At 38.2% G+C, this 21456-nt stretch carries 18 protein-coding genes; all 18 read right to left on the reverse strand.

Annotated features, from left to right (window positions below):
* Nucleotides 1–10: 10 nt before the first annotated feature.
* The 18 genes from ABC255_RS21900 to topA all read right to left on the reverse strand — a co-directional run bounded on the left by ABC255_RS21900 (nucleotide 11) and on the right by topA (nucleotide 21364).
* Entirely contained in the window at nucleotides 11–313 is a 303-nt protein-coding gene (locus ABC255_RS21900; protein ID WP_335533564.1) for a YlxQ family RNA-binding protein, read from the reverse strand.
* The gene (gene rnpM / locus ABC255_RS21905; protein WP_412996864.1) at nucleotides 310–594 is read right to left on the reverse strand and encodes an RNase P modulator RnpM; all 285 of its coding nucleotides are present in this window, start codon (nucleotides 592–594) and stop codon (nucleotides 310–312) included. Before rnpM ends, ABC255_RS21900 begins: the two co-directional genes overlap by 4 nt.
* 18 nt (nucleotides 595–612) lie before the next feature.
* Nucleotides 613–1734 carry a transcription termination factor NusA gene (gene nusA / locus ABC255_RS21910; RefSeq protein WP_335533567.1) on the reverse strand — a complete coding sequence of 374 codons (1122 nt, stop codon included), beginning with the start codon at nucleotides 1732–1734 and terminating at the stop codon, nucleotides 613–615.
* A 41-nt stretch (nucleotides 1735–1775) separates the two neighbouring features.
* Nucleotides 1776–2246: a ribosome maturation factor RimP gene (gene rimP / locus ABC255_RS21915; RefSeq protein WP_335533569.1), complete on the reverse strand. Its 471-nt coding sequence runs from the start codon at nucleotides 2244–2246 to the stop codon at nucleotides 1776–1778.
* A 212-nt stretch (nucleotides 2247–2458) separates the two neighbouring features.
* Nucleotides 2459–6781, reverse strand: coding sequence for a PolC-type DNA polymerase III (locus ABC255_RS21920; protein WP_412996867.1), 4323 nt, complete (start codon nucleotides 6779–6781; stop codon nucleotides 2459–2461).
* 155 nt (nucleotides 6782–6936) lie between these two features.
* A complete protein-coding gene (gene rseP, locus ABC255_RS21925) occupies nucleotides 6937–8196 on the reverse strand; it encodes an RIP metalloprotease RseP (RefSeq protein ID WP_412996869.1) in 1260 nt (419 codons plus the stop codon).
* Between the two features lie 17 nt (nucleotides 8197–8213).
* On the reverse strand, nucleotides 8214–9356 hold the full coding sequence (dxr, locus tag ABC255_RS21930; RefSeq protein ID WP_412996871.1) for a 1-deoxy-D-xylulose-5-phosphate reductoisomerase: 1143 nt from the start codon (nucleotides 9354–9356) through the stop codon (nucleotides 8214–8216).
* 21 nt (nucleotides 9357–9377) lie between these two features.
* On the reverse strand, nucleotides 9378–10166 hold the full coding sequence (locus tag ABC255_RS21935; RefSeq protein ID WP_412996873.1) for a phosphatidate cytidylyltransferase: 789 nt from the start codon (nucleotides 10164–10166) through the stop codon (nucleotides 9378–9380).
* 40 nt (nucleotides 10167–10206) lie between these two features.
* Nucleotides 10207–10986: an undecaprenyl pyrophosphate synthase gene (uppS, locus tag ABC255_RS21940; protein WP_412996875.1), complete on the reverse strand. Its 780-nt coding sequence runs from the start codon at nucleotides 10984–10986 to the stop codon at nucleotides 10207–10209.
* A 255-nt stretch (nucleotides 10987–11241) separates the two neighbouring features.
* Nucleotides 11242–11799: a ribosome recycling factor gene (frr, locus tag ABC255_RS21945; RefSeq protein WP_412996877.1), complete on the reverse strand. Its 558-nt coding sequence runs from the start codon at nucleotides 11797–11799 to the stop codon at nucleotides 11242–11244.
* On the reverse strand, nucleotides 11799–12524 hold the full coding sequence (pyrH, locus tag ABC255_RS21950) for a UMP kinase (RefSeq protein WP_335533579.1): 726 nt from the start codon (nucleotides 12522–12524) through the stop codon (nucleotides 11799–11801). The genes frr and pyrH overlap by 1 nt, the downstream gene beginning before the upstream one ends.
* Nucleotides 12525–12628: 104 nt before the next feature.
* Nucleotides 12629–13510, reverse strand: a complete 882-nt coding sequence (tsf, locus tag ABC255_RS21955) for a translation elongation factor Ts (protein WP_412996879.1) — start codon at nucleotides 13508–13510, stop codon at nucleotides 12629–12631.
* A 125-nt stretch (nucleotides 13511–13635) separates the two neighbouring features.
* Nucleotides 13636–14340, reverse strand: a complete 705-nt coding sequence (gene rpsB / locus ABC255_RS21960; RefSeq protein WP_034677043.1) for a 30S ribosomal protein S2 — start codon at nucleotides 14338–14340, stop codon at nucleotides 13636–13638.
* A 200-nt stretch (nucleotides 14341–14540) separates the two neighbouring features.
* Nucleotides 14541–15320 (reverse strand): GTP-sensing pleiotropic transcriptional regulator CodY, encoded by a 780-nt coding sequence (gene codY, locus ABC255_RS21965; protein WP_335533581.1) that lies wholly within the window; start codon nucleotides 15318–15320, stop codon nucleotides 14541–14543.
* Between the two features lie 55 nt (nucleotides 15321–15375).
* Nucleotides 15376–16779, reverse strand: coding sequence for an ATP-dependent protease ATPase subunit HslU (hslU, locus tag ABC255_RS21970; RefSeq protein ID WP_412996882.1), 1404 nt, complete (start codon nucleotides 16777–16779; stop codon nucleotides 15376–15378).
* Nucleotides 16780–16795: 16 nt separating this feature from the next.
* Nucleotides 16796–17338 (reverse strand): ATP-dependent protease subunit HslV, encoded by a 543-nt coding sequence (gene hslV / locus ABC255_RS21975; protein ID WP_179597183.1) that lies wholly within the window; start codon nucleotides 17336–17338, stop codon nucleotides 16796–16798.
* Nucleotides 17339–17684: 346 nt separating this feature from the next.
* Entirely contained in the window at nucleotides 17685–18992 is a 1308-nt protein-coding gene (gene trmFO / locus ABC255_RS21980) for an FADH(2)-oxidizing methylenetetrahydrofolate--tRNA-(uracil(54)-C(5))-methyltransferase TrmFO (RefSeq protein ID WP_412996884.1), read from the reverse strand.
* A gap of 293 nt (nucleotides 18993–19285) precedes the next feature.
* Complete coding sequence (gene topA, locus ABC255_RS21985; RefSeq protein WP_412996886.1) at nucleotides 19286–21364, reverse strand: type I DNA topoisomerase; 2079 nt, start codon at nucleotides 21362–21364, stop codon at nucleotides 19286–19288.
* Between the last annotated feature and the right edge of the window lie 92 nt (nucleotides 21365–21456).

Consider the following 21456-nt stretch of genomic DNA (forward strand, 5'->3'; position numbering starts at 1 on the left):
CCCGCTAAAATTAATCGAGCAACGTCATCAATTTCTTTGCAAATCCATCATCCAGTACAGCTACAACAACGCGGGCTTCCTTGCCAATCGCTTGGCCCAGAAGGTGGCGATCTTCCACTAGTTTATATGGAACTTCGTATGACTTACATTTATCTGTAATTTTCTTTGTCGTATTTGCAGATGCATCTGCCGATAATAAAACGAGCTTTGCTTTTCCGCTTCGAATCTCCTTAACAGAAAGCTCCTCGCCCGATATGATTTTCCGTGCTCGATTTGCTAAGCCAAGTAACGACATCCATGGATTTATATTCATATGGACTGCCTGTTATCCTTTTCTATCAATTCCAAAAGTTCTTCGTATAAATTTTCACTTATCGAAACTTCTAAATGATTAGATAGGATGTTTTTTTTCTTGGCTAATAGGACCGCTTCCTTGTCCTTTGAAAGGTATGCACCTCTGCCCGACTTTTTCCCTGTCAAGTCGATAGATACATCCCCTTCTTTTGAGCGAACGATGCGAACGAGTTCTTTTTTCGGCTTCATTTCACCGGTTGCGACACACTTCCGCATAGGAACTTTTTTACGATTGTTCACGATCATTCACCTCACTTCTTATTCCTTTTCTTCTTCATCATTAAAGTCTACATCTACTTGATCATCAAAAAGTCGTATCATCTCTTCACGTGGATAGATTCCTAGTTCACGTGCTTCTGTTTCTGATTTGATATCTATTTTCCAACCTGTTAACTTTGCAGCTAAGCGGGCATTCTGTCCGCGCTTTCCAATCGCCAGTGAAAGCTGATAATCTGGTACAACTACTGTGGTTGCTTTTTCAGATTCATTCACCATAACATCTAATACTTTAGATGGGCTTAAAGAATTTGCAACAAAGATGACAGGATTGTCGGACCATTTAACAATATCGATTTTTTCACCTTTTAATTCATTTACAACGGCCTGAACCCTGGTACCCTTTGGACCTACGCAAGATCCAACCGGGTCAACTTCATTGTTATCCGAATGAACAGAAATTTTTGAACGGTCGCCTGCTTCACGAGCAACTGATTTTATCTCTACAGTACCATCATATATTTCTGGAACTTCAATCTCGAACAATCTTTTAAGTAATCCAGGATGGGTACGAGATACGAAAATTTGTGGACCTTTTGTTGTCTTCTCAACCTTCGTAATAAAAACCTTTATTCGATCATGTGGCTTATAGCGCTCATTTGGCATTTGTTCATTAACAGGGAGAAGAGCCTCAATCTTTCCAAGACTGACATAAATAAACTTTGAATCAAGTCTTTGAACAATTCCGGTCATGATATCTTCTTCACGATCAATAAACTCGGAATAAATAATACCTCTTTCAGCTTCCCTAACTCTTTGTGTAACAACCTGTTTCGCTGTTTGTGCTGCAATTCTTCCGAAGTCCTTAGGGGTAACTTCCATTTCCACTACATCTTCAACTGAATAGTTAGGGTTAATGTTCCTGGCATCCGCTATAGATATTTCAAGACGAGGGTCAAATACTTCATCTACCACTTCTTTTCTGGCAAAAACACGCATGGAGCCTGTGGCAAGATTTAGGTCAATCCGAACATTTTGGGCTTGATTGAAATTGCGGCGATAAGCCGAGATAAGTGCGGCTTCAATCGCGTCGATTAATACATCTCTAGAAATGCCCTTTTCTCTTTCTAGTATTGTAAGAGCATCTAATAATTCGCTGCTCATTTGATCATATCCCCCTATCTTTCATATATATTTATCTTTTATTATGAAAAAATAACTGCTAGCCTTGCACTAGCCACTTTTTCAAAAGGAATCTCGATGATTTTTTTACGGGTTTTGATTTTAATTTCAACTTTTACTGTCTGCCCATCATAATCAAGTAGCTTTCCTTCAAATCCTTTTTCACCGTCAATGGGCTCGTATGTTTTAATGAACACATTTTTACCAATTGACTTTTCGAAGTCCTTCGCCTTTTTCAGCGGTCTTTCTGCACCAGGAGAAGATACCTCAAGAAAATAATTTTGGGTTATCGGGTCAAGCTCATCGAGTTTTTCACTAAGCCGTTCACTGACAATACCACAGTCCTCAATATCAACACCGTTTTCTTTATCAATATATACGCGAAGAAACCAGTTTTTCCCTTCTTTGACAAACTCAATTTCCACCAATTCTAATTCTAATTCTTGCAAAATTGGCTGCGTTAGCTCTTCTACTACTTCCGTTACTTTGCTCATGTTTAACCTCCTTTACCGACATTTTCACCCATATTATACGTATTTCACGGAAAGTTTTATCAATAACTCTGTAAAATTATCCAATACAAAAACGAAAGAGCGGGTTTCCCCACTCTTTAACACGAGAGTATTTCTTAGTATTTCCAATAAAACTATACCATAACCAAATTTTATATGCAAACCGAAACGCATTGTATCAAGCTTTTTACTATTTAGAATAGGGAAAGCTGGTTTTGATCTGGTAAGGAACCTAAGCATCCTTGCTTATCTAAATATTCTAGTATAGTTTTTGACACTTTACCACGTTGCTGTAAATCTTCTTTAGAAAGGAACTCTCCATCTTGTCTTGCTTTTACTATATTATAAGCTGCATTGGTTCCGAGTCCTGGTATTGAATTAAATGGAGGGATTAATGAGTTCCCTTCAATAATAAACTCAGAGGCGTCGGATTTATATAAATCATAGTTTTGGAAAGAAAAGCCCCTTTCCGTCATTTCTAGAGCAAGCTCAAGTACTGTCAACAAGTTTTTCTCTTTGTTTGACGCCTCAAGACCCTTTGCATTAATTTCTTCGATTTTCGCACGGATCGATTCAGAACCGCGTGACATTGCTTCAATATCAAAGTCTTCTGCACGAACCGTAAAATAGGCTGCATAGTATAAGAGCGGAAGGTGAACCTTGAAATAGGCAATTCTGACTGCCATCAAAACATATGCGGCTGCGTGTGCTTTAGGGAACATATATTTAATCTTTTTACAAGAATCAATATACCACTCAGGTACTTCATTACGACGCATTTCTGCTTCCATTTCTTCTGAGAGGCCTTTCCCTTTACGGACCGACTCCATGATTTTAAAAGCAAATGATGGTTCTAGTCCCTGATAAATCAGGTAGACCATGATATCATCACGACAACCAATAACTTCACTCAGATTACAGGTCCGATTATGAATTAATTCTTGTGCATTTCCCAGCCATACATCTGTTCCATGTGACAGACCGGAAATTTGGACAAGTTCAGAGAAAGTCGTTGGTTTTGTATCTTCTAGCATTTGGCGGACGAAACGAGTACCGAATTCAGGGATCCCAAGTGTTCCTGTTTTACACATAATTTGCTGTTCGGTTACACCTAATGATTCGGTTCCACTAAATATCTTCATTACCTCTGGATCATCAGTTGGAATTGTTTTTGGATCCATTCCACTTAGGTCTTGCAGCATTCTTATTACGGTCGGATCGTCGTGCCCAAGTATATCGAGCTTTAAGACATTATCGTGAATGGAATGGAAATCAAAATGGGTTGTCTTCCATTCTGAATTTCGATCATCCGCAGGAAACTGTATTGGTGAAAAGTCATAGACATCCATATAATCAGGAATAACGATGATACCACCTGGATGCTGACCAGTTGTTCTTTTTACACCGGTACACCCAGAAGCAAGCCGCTCTACTTCTGCTCCGCGTAATTGTAAGTTATTGTCTTGCTGATATGCCTTTACATAACCGAACGCTGTTTTATCTGCTACTGTACCAATCGTACCCGCACGAAAGACATTGTCCTCTCCAAAAAGAACCTTCGTGTAGTTATGAGCACGAGGCTGATACTCACCAGAGAAATTCAAATCGATATCGGGAACCTTGTCCCCTTTAAAGCCAAGGAAGGTTTCAAAAGGAATGTCATGTCCGTCTTTTCGGTATTTATCTCCACATTGCGGGCAATCCTTATCGGGTAAATCAAAGCCTGAACCTACAGAACCATCATTGAAGAATTCTGAATGCTTGCATGTCGGACAGACGTAATGCGGAGGTAATGGGTTTACCTCGGTAATTTCTGTCATTGTAGCAACCAAGGAAGAACCTACTGAACCACGCGAACCAACAAGGTATCCGTCGTCTAATGATTTTTTTACAAGCTTGTGTGAAATTAAGTAAATTACCGCAAAACCATGGCCGATGATACTCTTCAATTCTTTTTCAAGACGAGCTTCCACGATTTCAGGGAGAGGTTCTCCGTAAATCTTCTTTGCCATAGAGTAACTCATTTCTCGCATTTCTTCATCGGCGCCTTCAATTTTTGGTGTGTATAAGTCGTCTTTAATCGGCTTAATAACGTCAATCATATCAGCTATCTTGTTCGTATTCGTAATAACTATTTCTTTTGCTTTCTCTCCTCCAAGGAATGAAAATGCAGCAAGCATTTCATTTGTTGTCCTGAATTGAACATCTGGCAATTTGTGACGATTCAGCGGGTTTGCTCCACCTTGTGAATTAACTAATATTTTCCGGTAAATCTTATCGTTCTCATTTAAATAATGTACATTACCAGTTGCAACGACCGGAATCCCTAATTTATCGCCGAGCTTTACAATATTACCAATAATATCTTCAAGCGCCTTTTCATCACGAACTAGTTCCATTTCAAGCAATGGAGCATTTACTTCCTTCGGCATAACCTCAAGGTAATCATAAAATTGTGCAAAAGCTTCCACTTCATCAGCAGATTTTTGCATCATCCCCTCAAAGACTTCACCTTTATTACAGCCGGAACCAACAAGAATGCCTTCTCTGTACTTTTGTAGTACCGACCGCGGCAATCTTGGAACTCGATAAAAATATTCAATATGTGAAATCGATACGAGTTTAAATAAGTTCTTTAATCCAACTTCCGTTTGCGCAAGGAGCGTACAATGATAAGGACGTGCACGTTGGTAGGCATTTCCTTTTCCCATATTGTCGTTAAATTGGTCATGGTACTCAATGCCTTTTTCTAACGCGTCCTTCAGCATTTTTAAGAGCAGATATCCGGTCGCTTCTGCATCATAAATAGCTCTATGGTGCTGAGTTAATTCGATATCAAATTTTTTGGTCAGTGTATTTAAACGATGATTTTTCATTTCTGGATATAGGAATCTACCTAATTCAAGCGTATCAATAACTGGATTCTTTGCTTTTTCAAGACCAATATTTTTATAGCCAACATTAAGGAATCCCATATCGAATGAGGCATTGTGGGCTACAAGAACAGCGTCCCCTACCCAATCATAAAACCTTTGGATTACTTCTCCAACTTCAGGAGCGTTTTGTACCATATCATCAGTAATCCCTGTTAGATTGATGGTTGTAGCTGATAATCGATGATGTGGATTTGCGAATGATTCAAATCGGTCGATGATTTCCCCATCTCTAATTTTAACTGCCGCAAGTTCAATAATCGTATCATACACGGCTGACAAACCAGTCGTTTCAACGTCAAATACCACAAATGTATCTTCGGCAATTAAACGATGGGCATCATTATAGGCAATCGGTACACCATCATCGACAAGATTTACTTCTACACCATAAAGGATTTTAATATCGTTTTTCTTTCCTGCACCATATGCCTCAGGAAAGGACTGGGCAACAGCATGATCAGTAACCGCAATCGCCTTATGCCCCCACTTCTTAGCTTGAGCAATTAGTGTCCCTACAGGAGTGACAGCATCCATTGAACTCATAGGTGTATGAAGATGGAGCTCAACACGTTTCTGATCTTCCGGAGCAGTATCTTTACGCCCCTCTGGTTTTATTTCGTTTATATCATTTCCAATCATAACTAGATCACGTACAAAGGTGTCATTTTGAATGCTTCCTCTTACTCTAACCCACATACCTTTTTTAACCAGTTGGTACAGAGCTGCGTCTTCTTTATCCCGCGAAAACATTTTAACCATAAGAGAGCTTGTGTAGTCAGTAATTTTAAAGGTTAATAGTGTACGGCCACTTCTTAATTCTCTTGTCTCCGCATCAAAAATAAACCCTTCGACCGTGACTCTTCTCTCTTCATCCACAATATCAATCATGTTACGGAGATCTGAATCATCTTTAATTGTAAGTCCAATGGATATTGGCCCCTCAGGAACACCCGCGCCTGAATCCTTCTCCGCTTCTTTCTTTTGTAAATCAGCTAAAGCCATGAGTCCGCGTTCTTGGTCTTCTTTCTGTTTTGCTAACAAGAATTGTTGATATTCATCATTTTTTTCTGTACTTTGGATGTCCGTTTCAATCGTTAGACCCGGAAATCCAAACGATTGATATAAGCCAGTAATCAAAGTACCATATTTCCTTTTTAAGGTCATACCTTCCATTTCATTGCGCACTGAAATCGTCAGCTTATTACCACTAACAGCCGGCACTTGTTCATTCAGTAATTTTAGCAGCGGCGGAGAGATACCATCAATTTGTTGAATACTATGATTCCAATACTCTAAGAGTAATTCTGGTTGAAAGCTTTGATCTTCTACTTTTAAATCATAGGTTATATTTGCTATATTTGAGAATTTTCTTTCTAGTTGAGTAGTAAAACGAAGATACAAACTATAAGGAAGAATTTTTTCTAATAAAAACTGAAAATGCCATTTTCTTGCCTTTTTTTCAACAATAAATCTCTCAATTTGTGCATTTTGAAATTGTGCTACAACAGCGTCTTCGATTAATTCTAGTTGCTGGAGCAAGAGTAAGAATCGCTCTTTTTTGCCAGAGGCATGTTCGCTCATCATTCCCTCTCCCATCTATATAAAGTCTACCTAATAATCTTTTATCAAAAAGTAATTATATCATATGAAACATAATCAATCGGCTAATTTCGACAGAAAAATATAACCAAATTAGTAAATAAAAAAAGGTTCACTAGGAACCTTTTTTTAAAATTTTATAAGAAAAATCTCTGGATATCATTCCAGGTAACAACAAGCATAAGGAGCATAAGAAGTGCAAACCCAATAAAATGGACCATGCCTTCCTTGTGACGATCAATTGGCTTTCCTCTTACAGCTTCTACAGCAAAAAACATCAGCCTTCCGCCGTCAAGGGCAGGAATCGGCAAGAGATTCATAATCCCTAGGTTAATGCTCAAAATAGCCGCCCACTTCATGACGTAGTAAATACCTGATTGAACCACTGTATCTGTTGAGGCATATATTCCAACCGGACCTGAAAGCATGTCGATGGAGAATTGACCTGTAACTAACTGACCCAGCATGACAAATATCTGTTTTGTCCAAAAATATGTCTCAGTAAAACCAGCAGTAATCGCTTTTAATGGTGATTTTTCGATTGGACTATATACACCTATGAGGCCAATTTTTTCACCCTCAACGGTTTGTTCTTTTGGTGTAACGGAAATTTCTTGATCTTTACCATCACGAGAAATTGAAAAATCGAGTTCCTCATTCGGATTTTGTCTGATAATTTCAACAACATCAGACCAGCTTGAAATTTCAGCGCCATTAATACTGTTGACAATATCTCCTTGCATAAGACCTGCAGCATTTGCAGCACCATCAGGCGTAATTTCACCTAATTTAGGTTCGTTTGTTGGAACACCTTGTAAGAACGCAATGATAATGAACAAAAAGAAAGCAAGGACAAAATTCATCATCGGTCCTGCAAAAATAGCCATTGTTCTCTGTGGCAAAGTCTTAGAAGCAAATTGACGATCATATGGAGCTAATTGTGTTTCTATCCCATTTTCAATCGTAACAGCAGTGGGACTTACAGAGAAAGTTTGCAAGCTTTCTTCTTCATCCTCTGGATAGCCCTTGATGAATAGCTTATGTTCAATATCTGCATATTCCACTTCAACAATTCGACAATCAGGATACTTTTCTTTATTGTTCAAAATGATTTTATTTACCGTATTATCTTTGTCAAATAAAAGCCCAATTCTGTAGCCTGGTTTTATTTCAACGAGTTCTGGATCTTCACCTGCCATGCGGACAAAACCACCTATTGGCAGTAACCTAATGGTATACGTTGTTTCCTCTTTTTTATGGGAGAAAACCTTAGGACCAAATCCAATTGCAAATTCGCGGCATAAAATGCCTGCACGTTTTGCAAAAATCAAATGTCCTAATTCATGGAAGAAGACTAGAGCTCCAAAGATAACAATAAAGGCAATAACTGTAGTCAAACTAAAAACCACCTTTTTTATAGAAGTGAATATACATATTGTCTTGTTTCTTTGTCCACCTCATGAATAATGGATAAGTCAGGATTTAAGATTAAGTCATGCTTGCTTAATGCCTTCTCGATCATGTCCTCAATTTGTAAGAAAGTTATCTTCTCATCTAAAAAAGCAGCTACTGCAACTTCATTTGCTGCATTCAAAACGGTGGGAAGTGTTCCGCCCTTTTTTCCAGCTTCATAAGCAAATTGCATACAACGAAAACGACTTACATCCATTTCTTGAAAATGCAAGGTACCTATTTGCGCTAAATTTAATCGTTGTGAAGTAGATAGTGGTAAACGGTCAGGATAAGAAAGTGCATATTGAATAGGTACACGCATGTCTGGTGTTCCTAGCTGCGCTATGATGCTGCTGTCATGAAATTCTACCATCGAATGAATAATGCTTTCTTTGTGTAATAGGACATCAATCTTTTCATACGGCATATTGTATAGCCAATGTGCTTCAATCACTTCAAGCCCTTTATTCATCATCGTAGCTGAATCTATCGTTATTTTTGCTCCCATTGACCAATTGGGATGATTTAACGCTTCTTTGACGGTAACACCTTCAAGGTCGTTCCGTGTACGATCCCGAAAACTTCCACCGGAAGCAGTCAAAATCAATCTTTCTATGTTCTTTTCTTTTTCACCCTGCAGGCATTGAAAAATTGCCGAATGTTCACTATCTACTGGAAGTAATGCTACACCATTCCGTTCTGCAGCTTCCATGACAAGATGCCCAGCTGTTACCAATGTCTCCTTATTTGCAATCGCGATGGTTTTTCCACTTTCAATTGCTTGTAGGGTTGGATTTAAGCCAACACTTCCGATAACAGCATTAACAAGGATTTCAGCTGAAGGATAAACAGCTACTTCTACAAGTCCCTCATCACCAAAGGAAAATTTAGTTTTAGGGAATTCTAATTTCAATGTATTACAATCATGGTACTCTTGTACAGAAACAAGCTCTGGTTGAAATTCAGTAATCATTTTTCTTGCTAATTCTAGATTTCTCCCAACAGAGATCGCCACTAATTTAAATTCAGTAGGGTGTTCACGCAGAATATCTAATGTTTGGGTCCCAATCGAGCCAGTAGCCCCCAAAATACTAATCTTTTTCAAACTTAATTCAACTCCTGAATTCTACCATAAGTGAAAAAAGTGTAATAATGGCAGAATGAATAAAAGACTGTCAAAACGATCAAGGATTCCACCATGTCCTGGCAGTATATTTCCTGAATCTTTTACACCAAAGTGGCGTTTAAAAGCAGATTGGACTAAATCCCCAATTTGTCCAAAGATTGAAAGGACAGCGGTGATTGCCAGTAATGCCACTAAGTTTGCGTTGATATCCGTCAATAAGGAAAATAGGACAGCGACAATTAGTGCACAAACGACACCACCAACAGATCCTTCTACGGTTTTGTTTGGACTAATTTCAGGCCAAAGCTTGGTTTTGCCTGTAGCTTTCCCTACAAAATAAGCACCTGAATCCGTTGCCCAAATCATAAATAAAGAGTAAAAAATATAAACTAACCCCGCATCACGCGTTTCAATAAAGAAATAAAAACCAATCCCTACATAAATGGCGGATAAAATTGAAAAACCCACATCCTCAAAAGTAAAACGATTTTTTGTTATCACCGTATAAGCCAATAACAAGAGGATAAAAGCAATGCCAAGTTCTGTTTTTGTATAATAAAAAGTATTTACTATATCACTATACTGCTCAGGATAGAGAATTACCCAGAGAAATAAAAGTGTCAGCAGTCCATGAACAGAAAAAATACTAAGTTTTTTCATTTTTAATAATTCATACAAACCCACTGTTGCGAGGAAGTATGTTAATAATACAAAAGGTAGTCCACCGTAAAAAACAATAGGAAGGAATAAAGCAGCTGCTACTACTCCTGTAATGATTCTTTGCTTCATCTAAAATTTCAACACCTTTATAGGACTTGAGAGAGAGTTCTTAAATACCGCCAAATCGACGTTGACGATTCTGAAATACTTCAATAGCTTCAATTAGATGTTTTTCTCTAAAATCCGGCCATAATACATCCGTAAACCAAAACTCCGAATAGGCTAATTGCCATAACATAAAATTACTTAGGCGTATTTCTCCACTAGTCCGGATCAATAAATCGGGGTCTTTGTGGTTGGAAGTCATTAGATATGAAGAGAATACCTCTTCGTTTAACTCGCTCTCTTTCAGTATTCCACTTTTATAATCATTTAAGACTTTTTTGGTCGCATCAATAATTTCGGATCTGCTTCCATAGTTAAGCGCAAAATTTAATACTAGACCATCATTGCCCTTTGTATCCTCAATTGCTTTTTCAATTGCATGTAATGTATGTACCGGAAGTTGATCTTTATAACCCATCATCGCCACTTGAACATTTTCTTCAATTAATTCTGGCAGAAAGGTTCCTAAAAATTCCTCTGGAAGCTTCATTAAATAGTCTACTTCATTTTTTGGCCGCTTCCAATTTTCTGTTGAAAAAGCGTATAACGTAAGTGTTTTTATTCCAAGATTATTTGCTAACTTCGTTATTTTTCGCACAACCTTCATACCTTCATGATGTCCAGCAATCCGTGGCAAAGCTCTCTTCTTAGCCCAACGCCCATTGCCATCCATAATAATCGCTACATGTTCCGGTACCGGCAATTGTCTAACCTTTTCTATATTTTCTCGGAGTGTGGAAGAGTTATTATTTTGATTCTTCCAAAGCCTTATTTTATTAAACATAACATTGCTCCTCCAAATTAAGATAATCATTTCCTCCGATAATAGATCATGCCCACAGAGCCTGTGTTGATATATATATGAAGAATGCTGATTTTCGCATGCTTTTATCATACCAAAAAAGTAAAAATATATCTTCTTCTAATTAATTTATGTATTAGGACAAGAAATAAGAATGAAGTTCTACAATCTGTTTTAAGTTATTTTTTAGATAAAAATAGTGAAAAAACCCCCTGAAAAGAGGGTTCTTCAAAATAATTAAACTTCCAAGATTTCTTTTTCTTTGTCTTTTGTTATTTGATCAATCTTACTTATATGTTCGTCAGTAAGCTTTTGAATATCATCTGAATAACCACGAAGTTGATCTTCTGTTATTTCACCGTTTTTCTCCAACTTCTTCAAGTCGTCGTTACCGTCACGACGGATATTACGGATAGCAACTTTCGCCTCTTCAGATTCTTTCTTTACTAATTTCACTAGCTCTTTACGGCGTTCTTCTGTCAATTGAGGAATGGCAAGTCTGATGACCTGACCATCATTTGAAGGATTTAACCCCAAGTCAGATTTAAGAATTGCCTTTTCAATATCACCTAGAATAGTTTTGTCATAAGGCTGGATGACAAGTAGTCGCGCTTCTGGTGTAGAAATTCCAGCCATTTGATTCACAGGTGTAGGTGCTCCATAATAATCAATTGTAATCCTATCTAATAAAGAAGCACTTGCTCTCCCTGCACGTATACTAGCAAGCTCACGAGTATATGCTTGTATTGCTTTAAGCATTCTATCCTTCGTAGCTGAAACCACTTGTTTTGGCATTAAAATTTCCCCCTAACAATTGTTCCAATTTTTTCACCCATAACAGCACGTTTAATATTACCCTGTTCCATAATAGAAAAAACAATAAGTGGAATATCATTATCCATACATAATGATGATGCAGTTGAATCCATAACAGCCAAGCCTTCTTTAATTACATCTAAGAAAGTGAGGTCATCATATTTTGTTGCATTAGGGTCCAAACGCGGATCAGCTGAATAGACACCATCAACATTGTTTTTTGCCATTAATATTACTTCAGCATCAATTTCAGCCGCTCGGAGTGCAGCAGTTGTATCTGTGGAGAAATAAGGATTTCCTGTACCAGCAGCAAAAATAACTACTCGCTTTTTTTCTAAATGTCTCATTGCACGACGTCTAATATATGGTTCTGCAACTTGACGCATTTCAATTGAGGTTTGAACGCGAGATTCAATACCAAGGTGCTCTAAACTGTCCTGCAGCGCTAGCGAATTCATAACTGTGGCTAACATACCCATATAATCAGCAGTTGCTCTGTCCATTCCCATTTCACTACCTATTTTACCACGCCATATATTACCACCGCCAACAACAACTGCCACCTCAACACCAAGTTCTGCAATTTCCTTTACTTGTCCAGCGATTGATTTAATAACGGAAGGTTTAATACCGAAGCTTGATTCTCCAGCAAGTGCTTCCCCGCTTAGTTTTAGAACGACACGTTTGTACTTAGGACCGCTCATATGAACCTCCTTATTATGTATATTATTATAAAAAAACTTTAAAAATAGGGAACACAACGTGTTCCCTATTCAAAACATATTTTGTGTAACATGCTTACAACCAATTACTTTTTATTAACTTGGTTCATAACTTCTTCAGCGAAGTTGTCTTCACGCTTTTCAATACCTTCGCCTACTTCGTAACGTACGAATTCACGAACAGTGGCACCTTTTGATTCAACAAACTGACGAACTTTTTGGTCAGGGTTTTTAACAAAAGTCTGGTCAAGTAAGCATACATCTTCGAAATATTTTCCAAGACGGCCTTCTACCATTTTTTCTACGATTTTTTCTGGTTTTCCTTCGTTAAGTGCTTGTGTAGTTAACACTTGACGCTCACGTTCAACTTCTTCTTGAGAAACCTGGTCACGAGAAACATATAAAGGTCTTAGAGCAGCAATGTGCATTGAAATATCTTTCGCTGCATCTGCATCAGTTGTACCTTCAAGTACTGTCAATACACTAATACGTCCACCCATGTGAAGGTATGCACCAAATGCATCATTATCAGTTTTTGATGCTACTGTAAAGCGGCGAAGTGATAATTTTTCACCAATTTTAGCGATAGCAGCATTGATATAGTCTGCAACAGTCACTCCATTAATAGTTTGAGCAGAAGCTTCTTCAACAGTTGCCGGCTTGTTAGCAAGCAAGTGTGCAGCTAGTTCTTTTACAAGATTTTGGAATGCTTCGTTCTTCGCAACGAAATCTGTTTCAGAGTTTACTTCTAAAATAACTGCATTGTTTCCTTCAGCAACAACATATGTTAAGCCTTCTGCAGCAATACGGTCACCTTTTTTCGCAGCTGAAGCAATTCCTTTTTCACGTAAGAAGTCAATAGCTTTTTCCATATCACCATTAGTTTCTGTTAACGCCTTTTTACAATCCATCATGCCTGCGCCTGTTTTTTCGCGTAGTTCTTTTACCATTTGAGCAGTAACTGCCATTATAAATTCCTCCTTAAACTATGTACTATACTACTATCTTAGCCATTCCAGGTTAAGATAAACATTTCTTAAAAAAAGGTGATAAAGGGTCTCCCTCTTATCACCTTTTGAAATAGATCGATATCTTACGCTTCTTGTGCTACTTCTTCACCTTGTTTAGCTTCTAAGATAGCATCCGCCATTTTACCAGTTAATAGTTTAACAGCACGGATTGCATCATCGTTAGCTGGAATTACAACATCGATTTCATCTGGATCACAGTTAGTATCAACAATACCTACGATAGGAATGTTTAACTTTTTAGCTTCTGCTACTGCGATACGCTCTTTACGAGGGTCGATGATGAATAGTGCATCAGGAAGCTGCTTCATATCTTTGATTCCGCCTAAGAATTTCTCAAGGCGTTCTTGTTCTTTCTTAAGTTGAACAACTTCTTTTTTAGGTAATACTTCGAAAGTACCGTCTTCTGACATTCTTTCGATATCTTTTAAGCGACCAATACGCTTTTGGATTGTTTCAAAGTTAGTTAAAGTACCACCCAACCAACGTTGGTTAACAAAGTACATACCTGAACGAGCTGCTTCTTCTTTAACAGAATCTTGAGCTTGTTTCTTAGTACCAACAAAAAGGATCGTTCCGCCATTAGCAGCAAGATCTTTTACCCAGTTATAAGCTTCTTCAACTTTCTTAACTGTTTTTTGTAGGTCGATGATATAGATACCGTTACGCTCTGTGAAGATATATTTCTTCATTTTAGGGTTCCAACGGCGAGTTTGGTGTCCGAAGTGTACACCAGCTTCAAGCAATTGCTTCATTGAAATTACTGACATGTTATTTTCCTCCTATGGTTTCGTTTTCCTCCGCTTGTCTCATATTTGAACAGCAACTGTATTTACAGCACCGGCTGTTAAATCAACAAGCGTGTGTAATAACACCGTTAAATAATATAGCATATGTGAAGATAACAATCAAGTTTTACTTTAGAAAAAAATAAATCTCCAGATTATCTGGAGATTTATTTATAACTATATTAGTTGGATCTTAATTTATCTAATTCAACAAGGAATTTATCATTAAGAACTTTGATGTAAGTACCCTTCATACCAAGGGAACGAGATTCGATTACACCAGCACTTTCTAGCTTTCTTAGAGCGTTAACAATAACGGAACGTGTAATACCAACACGGTCTGCAATCTTTGAAGCAACAAGTAAGCCTTCGTGGCCATTTAACTCTTCAAAGATATGTTCGATTGCTTCAAGCTCGCTATAAGATAGTGAACTGATGGCCATTTGAACAACTGCCTTGCTCCTTGCTTCTTCTTCGATTTCTTCTGACTTCTCACGTAAAATTTCCATTCCGACAACTGTTGCTCCATACTCAGCAAGGATAAGGTCATCATCGTGGAACTTTTCTTGCAATCTTGCAAGAATTAATGTGCCAAGGCGTTCCCCGCCGCCAATAATTGGAACAATTGTCGTTAAGCCTTCGCGGAATAGTTCCCTGTTTTCAACTGGGAATGCAGTATATGCACTATCCACATCAAGGTTTGATGATGTTTCTTGAATGCTAAATAGACCATTTGTATATTCCTCTGGAAATTGTCTATCTTCCAACATTTTCTTCATACGTTCATTCTCAATTTGCTGATTAATAGCAAAGCCTAAAAGCTTCCCACGACGGCTGACAACGAAAATATTTGCTTCAATGACTTCACTTAGTGTTTCAGACATCTCTTTAAAGTTTACTGGTTTTCCTGCTGCTTTTTGTAGTAACACATTAATTTTTCTAGTTTTTGTAAGTAAATCCATCTGTTTCTTCCTCCTAATTAACTCAGAACCATTATTAAGTTTTATTGTTCTATCATTATAAGATAAATTGGCTTAAATCTTTGTTTTTAGATATCGCTCCAAGCTTATCATCTACATATTGTGGAGTAATCGTAATCTTCTCCATTAAAATATCAGGTGCCTCAAACGACAAGTCTTCTAGTAGTTTTTCTAGAATCGTGTGAAGTCTTCTAGCCCCAATATTATCTGTATTTTGATTCACTTCAAAAGCAACTTCAGCTATTCTACGAATAGCATCGTCAGAAAATTCAATTTGTATACCTTCTGTTTCTAATAATGCTTGATATTGTTTAATTAATGCATTATCAGGTTCAATTAAAATTCTGAAGAAATCGTCAACAGTTAATTTCGTTAATTCAACCCGAATTGGTAACCGTCCCTGTAACTCTGGGATTAAATCAGATGGTTTTGACATATGAAAAGCACCAGCTGCAATAAAAAGAATATAATCCGTTCTGATGGAGCCATATTTCGTAACAATTGTTGAACCTTCAACAATTGGTAAAATATCCCGCTGCACACCTTCGCGCGACACGTCTGCAGAAGAACCGCCTGAATTTCTGCTTGCAATTTTATCAATTTCATCGATAAAGATGATACCTGTTTGTTCAGCACGATAAACAGCTTCTGTAGTAACCTCATCCATATCAATTAATCTTGCAGCTTCTTCATTCGTTAATACTTTCCTCGCCTCGCGAACTGTTAATTTCCTTTTCTTACGTTTCTTAGGCATAAAGTTGCTAAGTGCGTCTTGCATATTCATACCCATTTGTTCCATCCCAGAACCCTGAAGCATATCAAACATAGATGGTGTTTGTTCTTCGACTTCTACTGTCACGATTTCTTCCTCTAACTGACCGAGCGCAAGTTTCTCCCTAACAATTTTACGTTTTTCGGTTACTGAGTAATCTTCTTGATGGGTATCCTGCTCAGGAGCTGTATTACCGCCGCCAAATAACATTTCAAGCGGGTTTTTATAATTTTGCGCTTTTTTTGCAGATGGAACTAGTAAATCAACCAGCCTGGCATTTGCGTTTTCCTCAGCACGTTCCTTCACAGCTAACATTCTGTCCTCTTTAACCAATCGGACAGATGTTTCAACGAGGTCCCGTACCATAGATTCAACATCACGTCCAACATAGCCGACTTCAGTAAATTTAGTAGCCTCCACTTTAACGAATGGCGCACCAACCAGCTTCGCAATTCTCCGAGCAATTTCTGTTTTACCAACACCCGTTGGACCGATCATTAAAATATTTTTAGGAATAATTTCTTCTCGGAGTTTTTCATTTAACAAACCACGTCTATATCGATTTCTTAGCGCAACCGCAACTGCTTTTTTTGCGTCCTTCTGACCAATTATATATTGATCAAGTCTTTCAACAATTTGACGCGGTGTTAGGTTATCTGTTTTAGCCATTGTAGGTTCCCTCCCGTTAGAGCTCTTCCACGATAATGTTATGGTTTGTATATACACAAATTTCAGCAGCTATTTCTAAAGAAGCCTTTGCAATTTCTTTTGCAGTAAGATGATCACCTGCATATTTCTTTAGAGAACGTCCAGCTGCAAGCGCATAATTTCCACCTGAACCGATTGCTAGAATTCCATCATCAGGCTCAATTACTTCACCTGTTCCTGATACAAGGAGTAAATCTTCTTTATTCATGACAATTAACATGGCTTCTAGCTTTCTTAGGACCTTATCACTTCTCCACTGTTTTGCAAGCTCAACAGCAGCTCGTTGGAGGTTACCATTATATTCTTCTAATTTGCCTTCAAACATTTCAAATAGAGTGAAAGCATCTGCTACAGATCCGGCAAAACCAGCTAATACTCTTCCATTAAATATCTTTCTTACCTTTTTTGCTGTGTGCTTCATCACTACTGCATTACCAAATGTGACTTGACCATCACCAGACATTGAACATTGACCATTATGATGGACTGCAAATATCGTTGTGGCATGAAATTCGTTCATCATTTCTCCTCCTCTTGCATTTTACTAGCAGACCTATGTAACAAGAGATTGTCTTAAGTAGACATGTGCATTACACTAGAATAGTATGAAAACTTTATTCATTTATTCCCTTTTATATATGGGCATATACGTTTCAATTGTATCGATTCAATCCACTTGTTCACCCATGAACAAAAGGTAATTACGCTAAGCATATCGGGGTTGTCCAATTGTATATTGTGATTAAGTTTGCACCAAGTGTAAATGGTTATTAGGTAATGTTAATAAAACAGTCACATTTATTAATATGTCAACCTCACAAAGGCTACTAAAGCGTAACACACTTCTTAATCCCTTGCAATAAATTTTACAAAACTTTCACAAAGTTCTGAATTGTTTCCAACGCTCTGTTAGCATGCTGCATATTTCGTTCCTGTTTTCCCTTAATTTTTTCAGGCAGTTCTGGAAATAGTCCAAAATTAGCATTCATTGGCTGGAAATTCTTTGCGTTAGCTGTAGTAATATATCTTGCCATGCTCCCAATTGCCGTTTCAACAGGAAACTCTAAAGGCTCATTCCCCAAAGCTAATCTAGCAGCATTTATTCCAGCAGCTAATCCACTTGCAGCCGATTCAACATATCCTTCCACACCTGTCATCTGCCCTGCAAAGAACAAATTTTCACGTTCCCTAAATTGATACGAAGCTTTAAGTACCTTTGGTGAATTAATAAAAGTATTACGGTGCATAACCCCGTATCGAACAATTTCTGCATTTTCAAGTCCTGGAATTAACTGAATTACCTCTTTTTGCGGACCCCATTTTAAATGCGTTTGGAAACCAACAATATTATAAAGGGTACCTGCAGCATCATCTTGACGCAGTTGTACAACCGCATAGGGTCTTTTCCCTGTTTTTGGATCTTCTAAACCAACTGGCTTTAGCGGACCAAATAACATCGTTTTCTTTCCTCTTTGTGCCATAACCTCGATCGGCATACAGCCTTCAAAGAAGATTTCCTTTTCAAATTCCTTTAATGGAACGGTTTCTGCTGCAACCAGCGCTTCGTAAAAGGTGTTAAACTCTTCTTCCGTCATTGGACAGTTTAAGTATGCCGCTTCACCTTTATCATATCGTGATTTTAGGTAAACCTTATCCAAATTAATACTTTCTTTTTCAAGAATTGGTGCTGCAGCATCATAAAAATAAAGGTAATCCTCGCCCGTTAAAGCCTTTAGTTGGGTGGATAATTCAGGACTTGTTAATGGACCCGTTGCTATTACCGTTATTCCCTCAGGAATTTCCGTCACTTCTTCATTAATGACTGTTACATTTTCATGATTTCTTACCATTTCTGTCACTTTAGCCGCAAACTCATGACGGTCTACTGCCAAGGCACCACCTGCAGGGACAGAGCACGCATCCGCAGCAGCAATGATAACAGAATCAAGCAATCGCATTTCCTCTTTTAACACACCGACTGCATTTGTTAGGGTATTTGCCCTTAAGGAATTACTACATACCAACTCTGCAAACTTATCGGTATGATGTGCAGGTGTTTGTTTCACAGGTCTCATTTCATAAAGGCGGACCTTAACACCACGTTTAGCAATCTGCCACGCAGCTTCGCTTCCTGCCAAACCAGCACCAATTACATTTATTGTTACATCGTTCATATGTTTACCTCCTGAATTTCAAAGCAGATGCCATGAATCTTGCTTCAATCTTTACTTTAATTACTTTTCCCTCTTTTTAGCCCATCTTGCATTGTACTATACGAATCAAAAACAAAAAAGTTTTATGTTTTAACAAAAAAGCGGAAGCGCCTTGAACAGGGGCGACAGGCATAAGACGAGCCGGCATGAAGGTTGCGCTCTTTAACCTTCTTGACGGATTGGCTTATGACCTCGAGCCCCTAGGCGCTGGAGCTGGATTGAAATAAATAGAAAAGAGTGAGCTTTGCTCACCCTTAGCTTTGTGGTTCTTCTTTGTAATCACATTCTGTGCATTGTACTTGGACACCTTTTTTTAATTTCTTTTCTACCAGCGTACCTTCACATTTCGGACAAGCTCTTGGTAAAGGCTTATCCCATGAAATAAATTCACACGCTGGAAACGTGTCACAGCCGTAAAAGATCCTTTTCTTCTTACTTTTACGTTCAATGATATTTCCCTCTTTACATTTAGGACAGGTAACGCCAATTTCTTTTACGATGGCTTTTGTATTCCGGCAGTCCGGGAAATTGCTGCACGCCATGAACTTACCATATCTGCCCATTTTAAACACCATCGGGCTGTTGCATAACTCACAATCCTCACCGGCGGGTTCATCTTTTATTTCTACAGACTGCATTTCTTTTTCAGCTATCACAAGATGCTTTTCAAATTCCTGATAAAAACCATCGATGATATCAACCCAGCGTACTTTACCATCCTCAACATTGTCTAAATCCTGCTCCATTTTGGCGGTAAAATCAACATTGATAATATCAGGAAAGAATTCTAGAATTAATTCATCCACGATTTCACCTAACTCAGTAGGGACAAACCTTTTATTATCAAGTGCCACATACCCTCGTTTTTGGATTGTGTCCAGGGTTGGGGCATATGTGGATGGTCGTCCTATGCCCAATTCTTCAAGTGTTCTCACTAAACGCGCTTCCGTATATCTAGGAGGCGGCTGTGTAAAATGTTGTTTTGGTTCAATGTCTTTCTTAAAAACAACATCGCCTTCTTGTAGATTTGGAAGCATTTTGTCCCGCTCCTCAACTTGATCATCTGAACCTTCCACATATAGCTTCATAAATCCGGGAAACTTGATTTTTGAACCAGTAGCACGGAATAGGACATTTCCATTTTGTAAATCAACACTCATTGTATCCATAACAGCTTGTGCCATTTGACTGGCTAAAAATCGCTCCCAAATTAATTTATATAACCGCAATTGGTCTCTAGATAAAAATTGCTTTAAACTATTTGGATCACGCAGGGTGCTTGTCGGGCGGATAGCCTCGTGAGCGTCTTGTGCATTTGTCTGTTTTTTCTCTTTTCTTTGTTCTTCTTTTAAGTATTCCTCGCCATATTCATTACGGATATAATCTGCTGCCTCTTTTTGTGCAATTTCAGATATTCTGGTTGAGTCTGTTCTCATATAGGTGATAAGACCAACTGTTCCAACTGAGCCAAGTTCAATTCCCTCGTATAACTGCTGTGCCAGCATCATTGTTTTCTTAGCACGGAAATTAAGTTTCCTAGCCGCTTCTTGCTGAAGTGAAGAGGTGATAAATGGTGGAGAAGGATTTCGTTTACGCTCCTTTTTCGTTACCGAAACCACCTTGAAATTATCGCCTTCCATTTGTTTTAGAATTTCTTCAACATCCTGTTCCGATTTTAGTTCTGTTTTTTCCTTGTTAGCTAGGGAGAAATAAAGAGCACTAAAATGATCTTTCCCCTTGACTAACTCTCCTTCAATCGTCCAATACTCTTCAGGAGTGAATGCTTTAATTTCGTTTTCTCGATCGATAATTAATCGGACCGCAGTCGATTGAACGCGTCCTGCACTTAATCCTTTTTTGACCTTTTTCCATAAAAGCGGGCTAATGTTATAACCAACCAGACGATCTAATACCCGTCTTGCTTGCTGTGCATCAACTAAATCCATATTGATTGGCCGCGGGTGTTTGAAAGATTCTTTGATTGCTTCCTTGGTTATTTCATTAAATACAACCCGGCAGTCTGAATGGATATCAACATTCAAGCTATGTGCTAAGTGCCATGCAATTGCTTCCCCTTCGCGATCCGGGTCAGCCGCGAGATAAACTTTCTTTGCTTTTTTTGCCGCGGTTTTTAATTCCTTTAACACTGGTCCCTTACCGCGGATGGTAATGTATTTGGGTTCAAAGTTGTTTTCTTTGGAGACTCCCATTTGGCTACGAGGCAAATCACGTACGTGCCCCATAGATGCTTTTACTTTATATTTATTTCCTAAATAGCGTTCAATTGTTTTCGCTTTTGCAGGTGATTCTACAATTACAAGAAACTCTGACATGCAAATAATCCTCCTCAAGGGGATATTAGAAATGTGAAAGCAATCTGAAAATGACCAGACCCGCTTACAATTTGAGAAGATTTCCTAAATTC

Source organism: Neobacillus canaveralius, assembly GCF_047237705.1.
GTDB lineage: Bacteria > Bacillota > Bacilli > Bacillales > Cytobacillaceae > Neobacillus > Neobacillus niacini_K.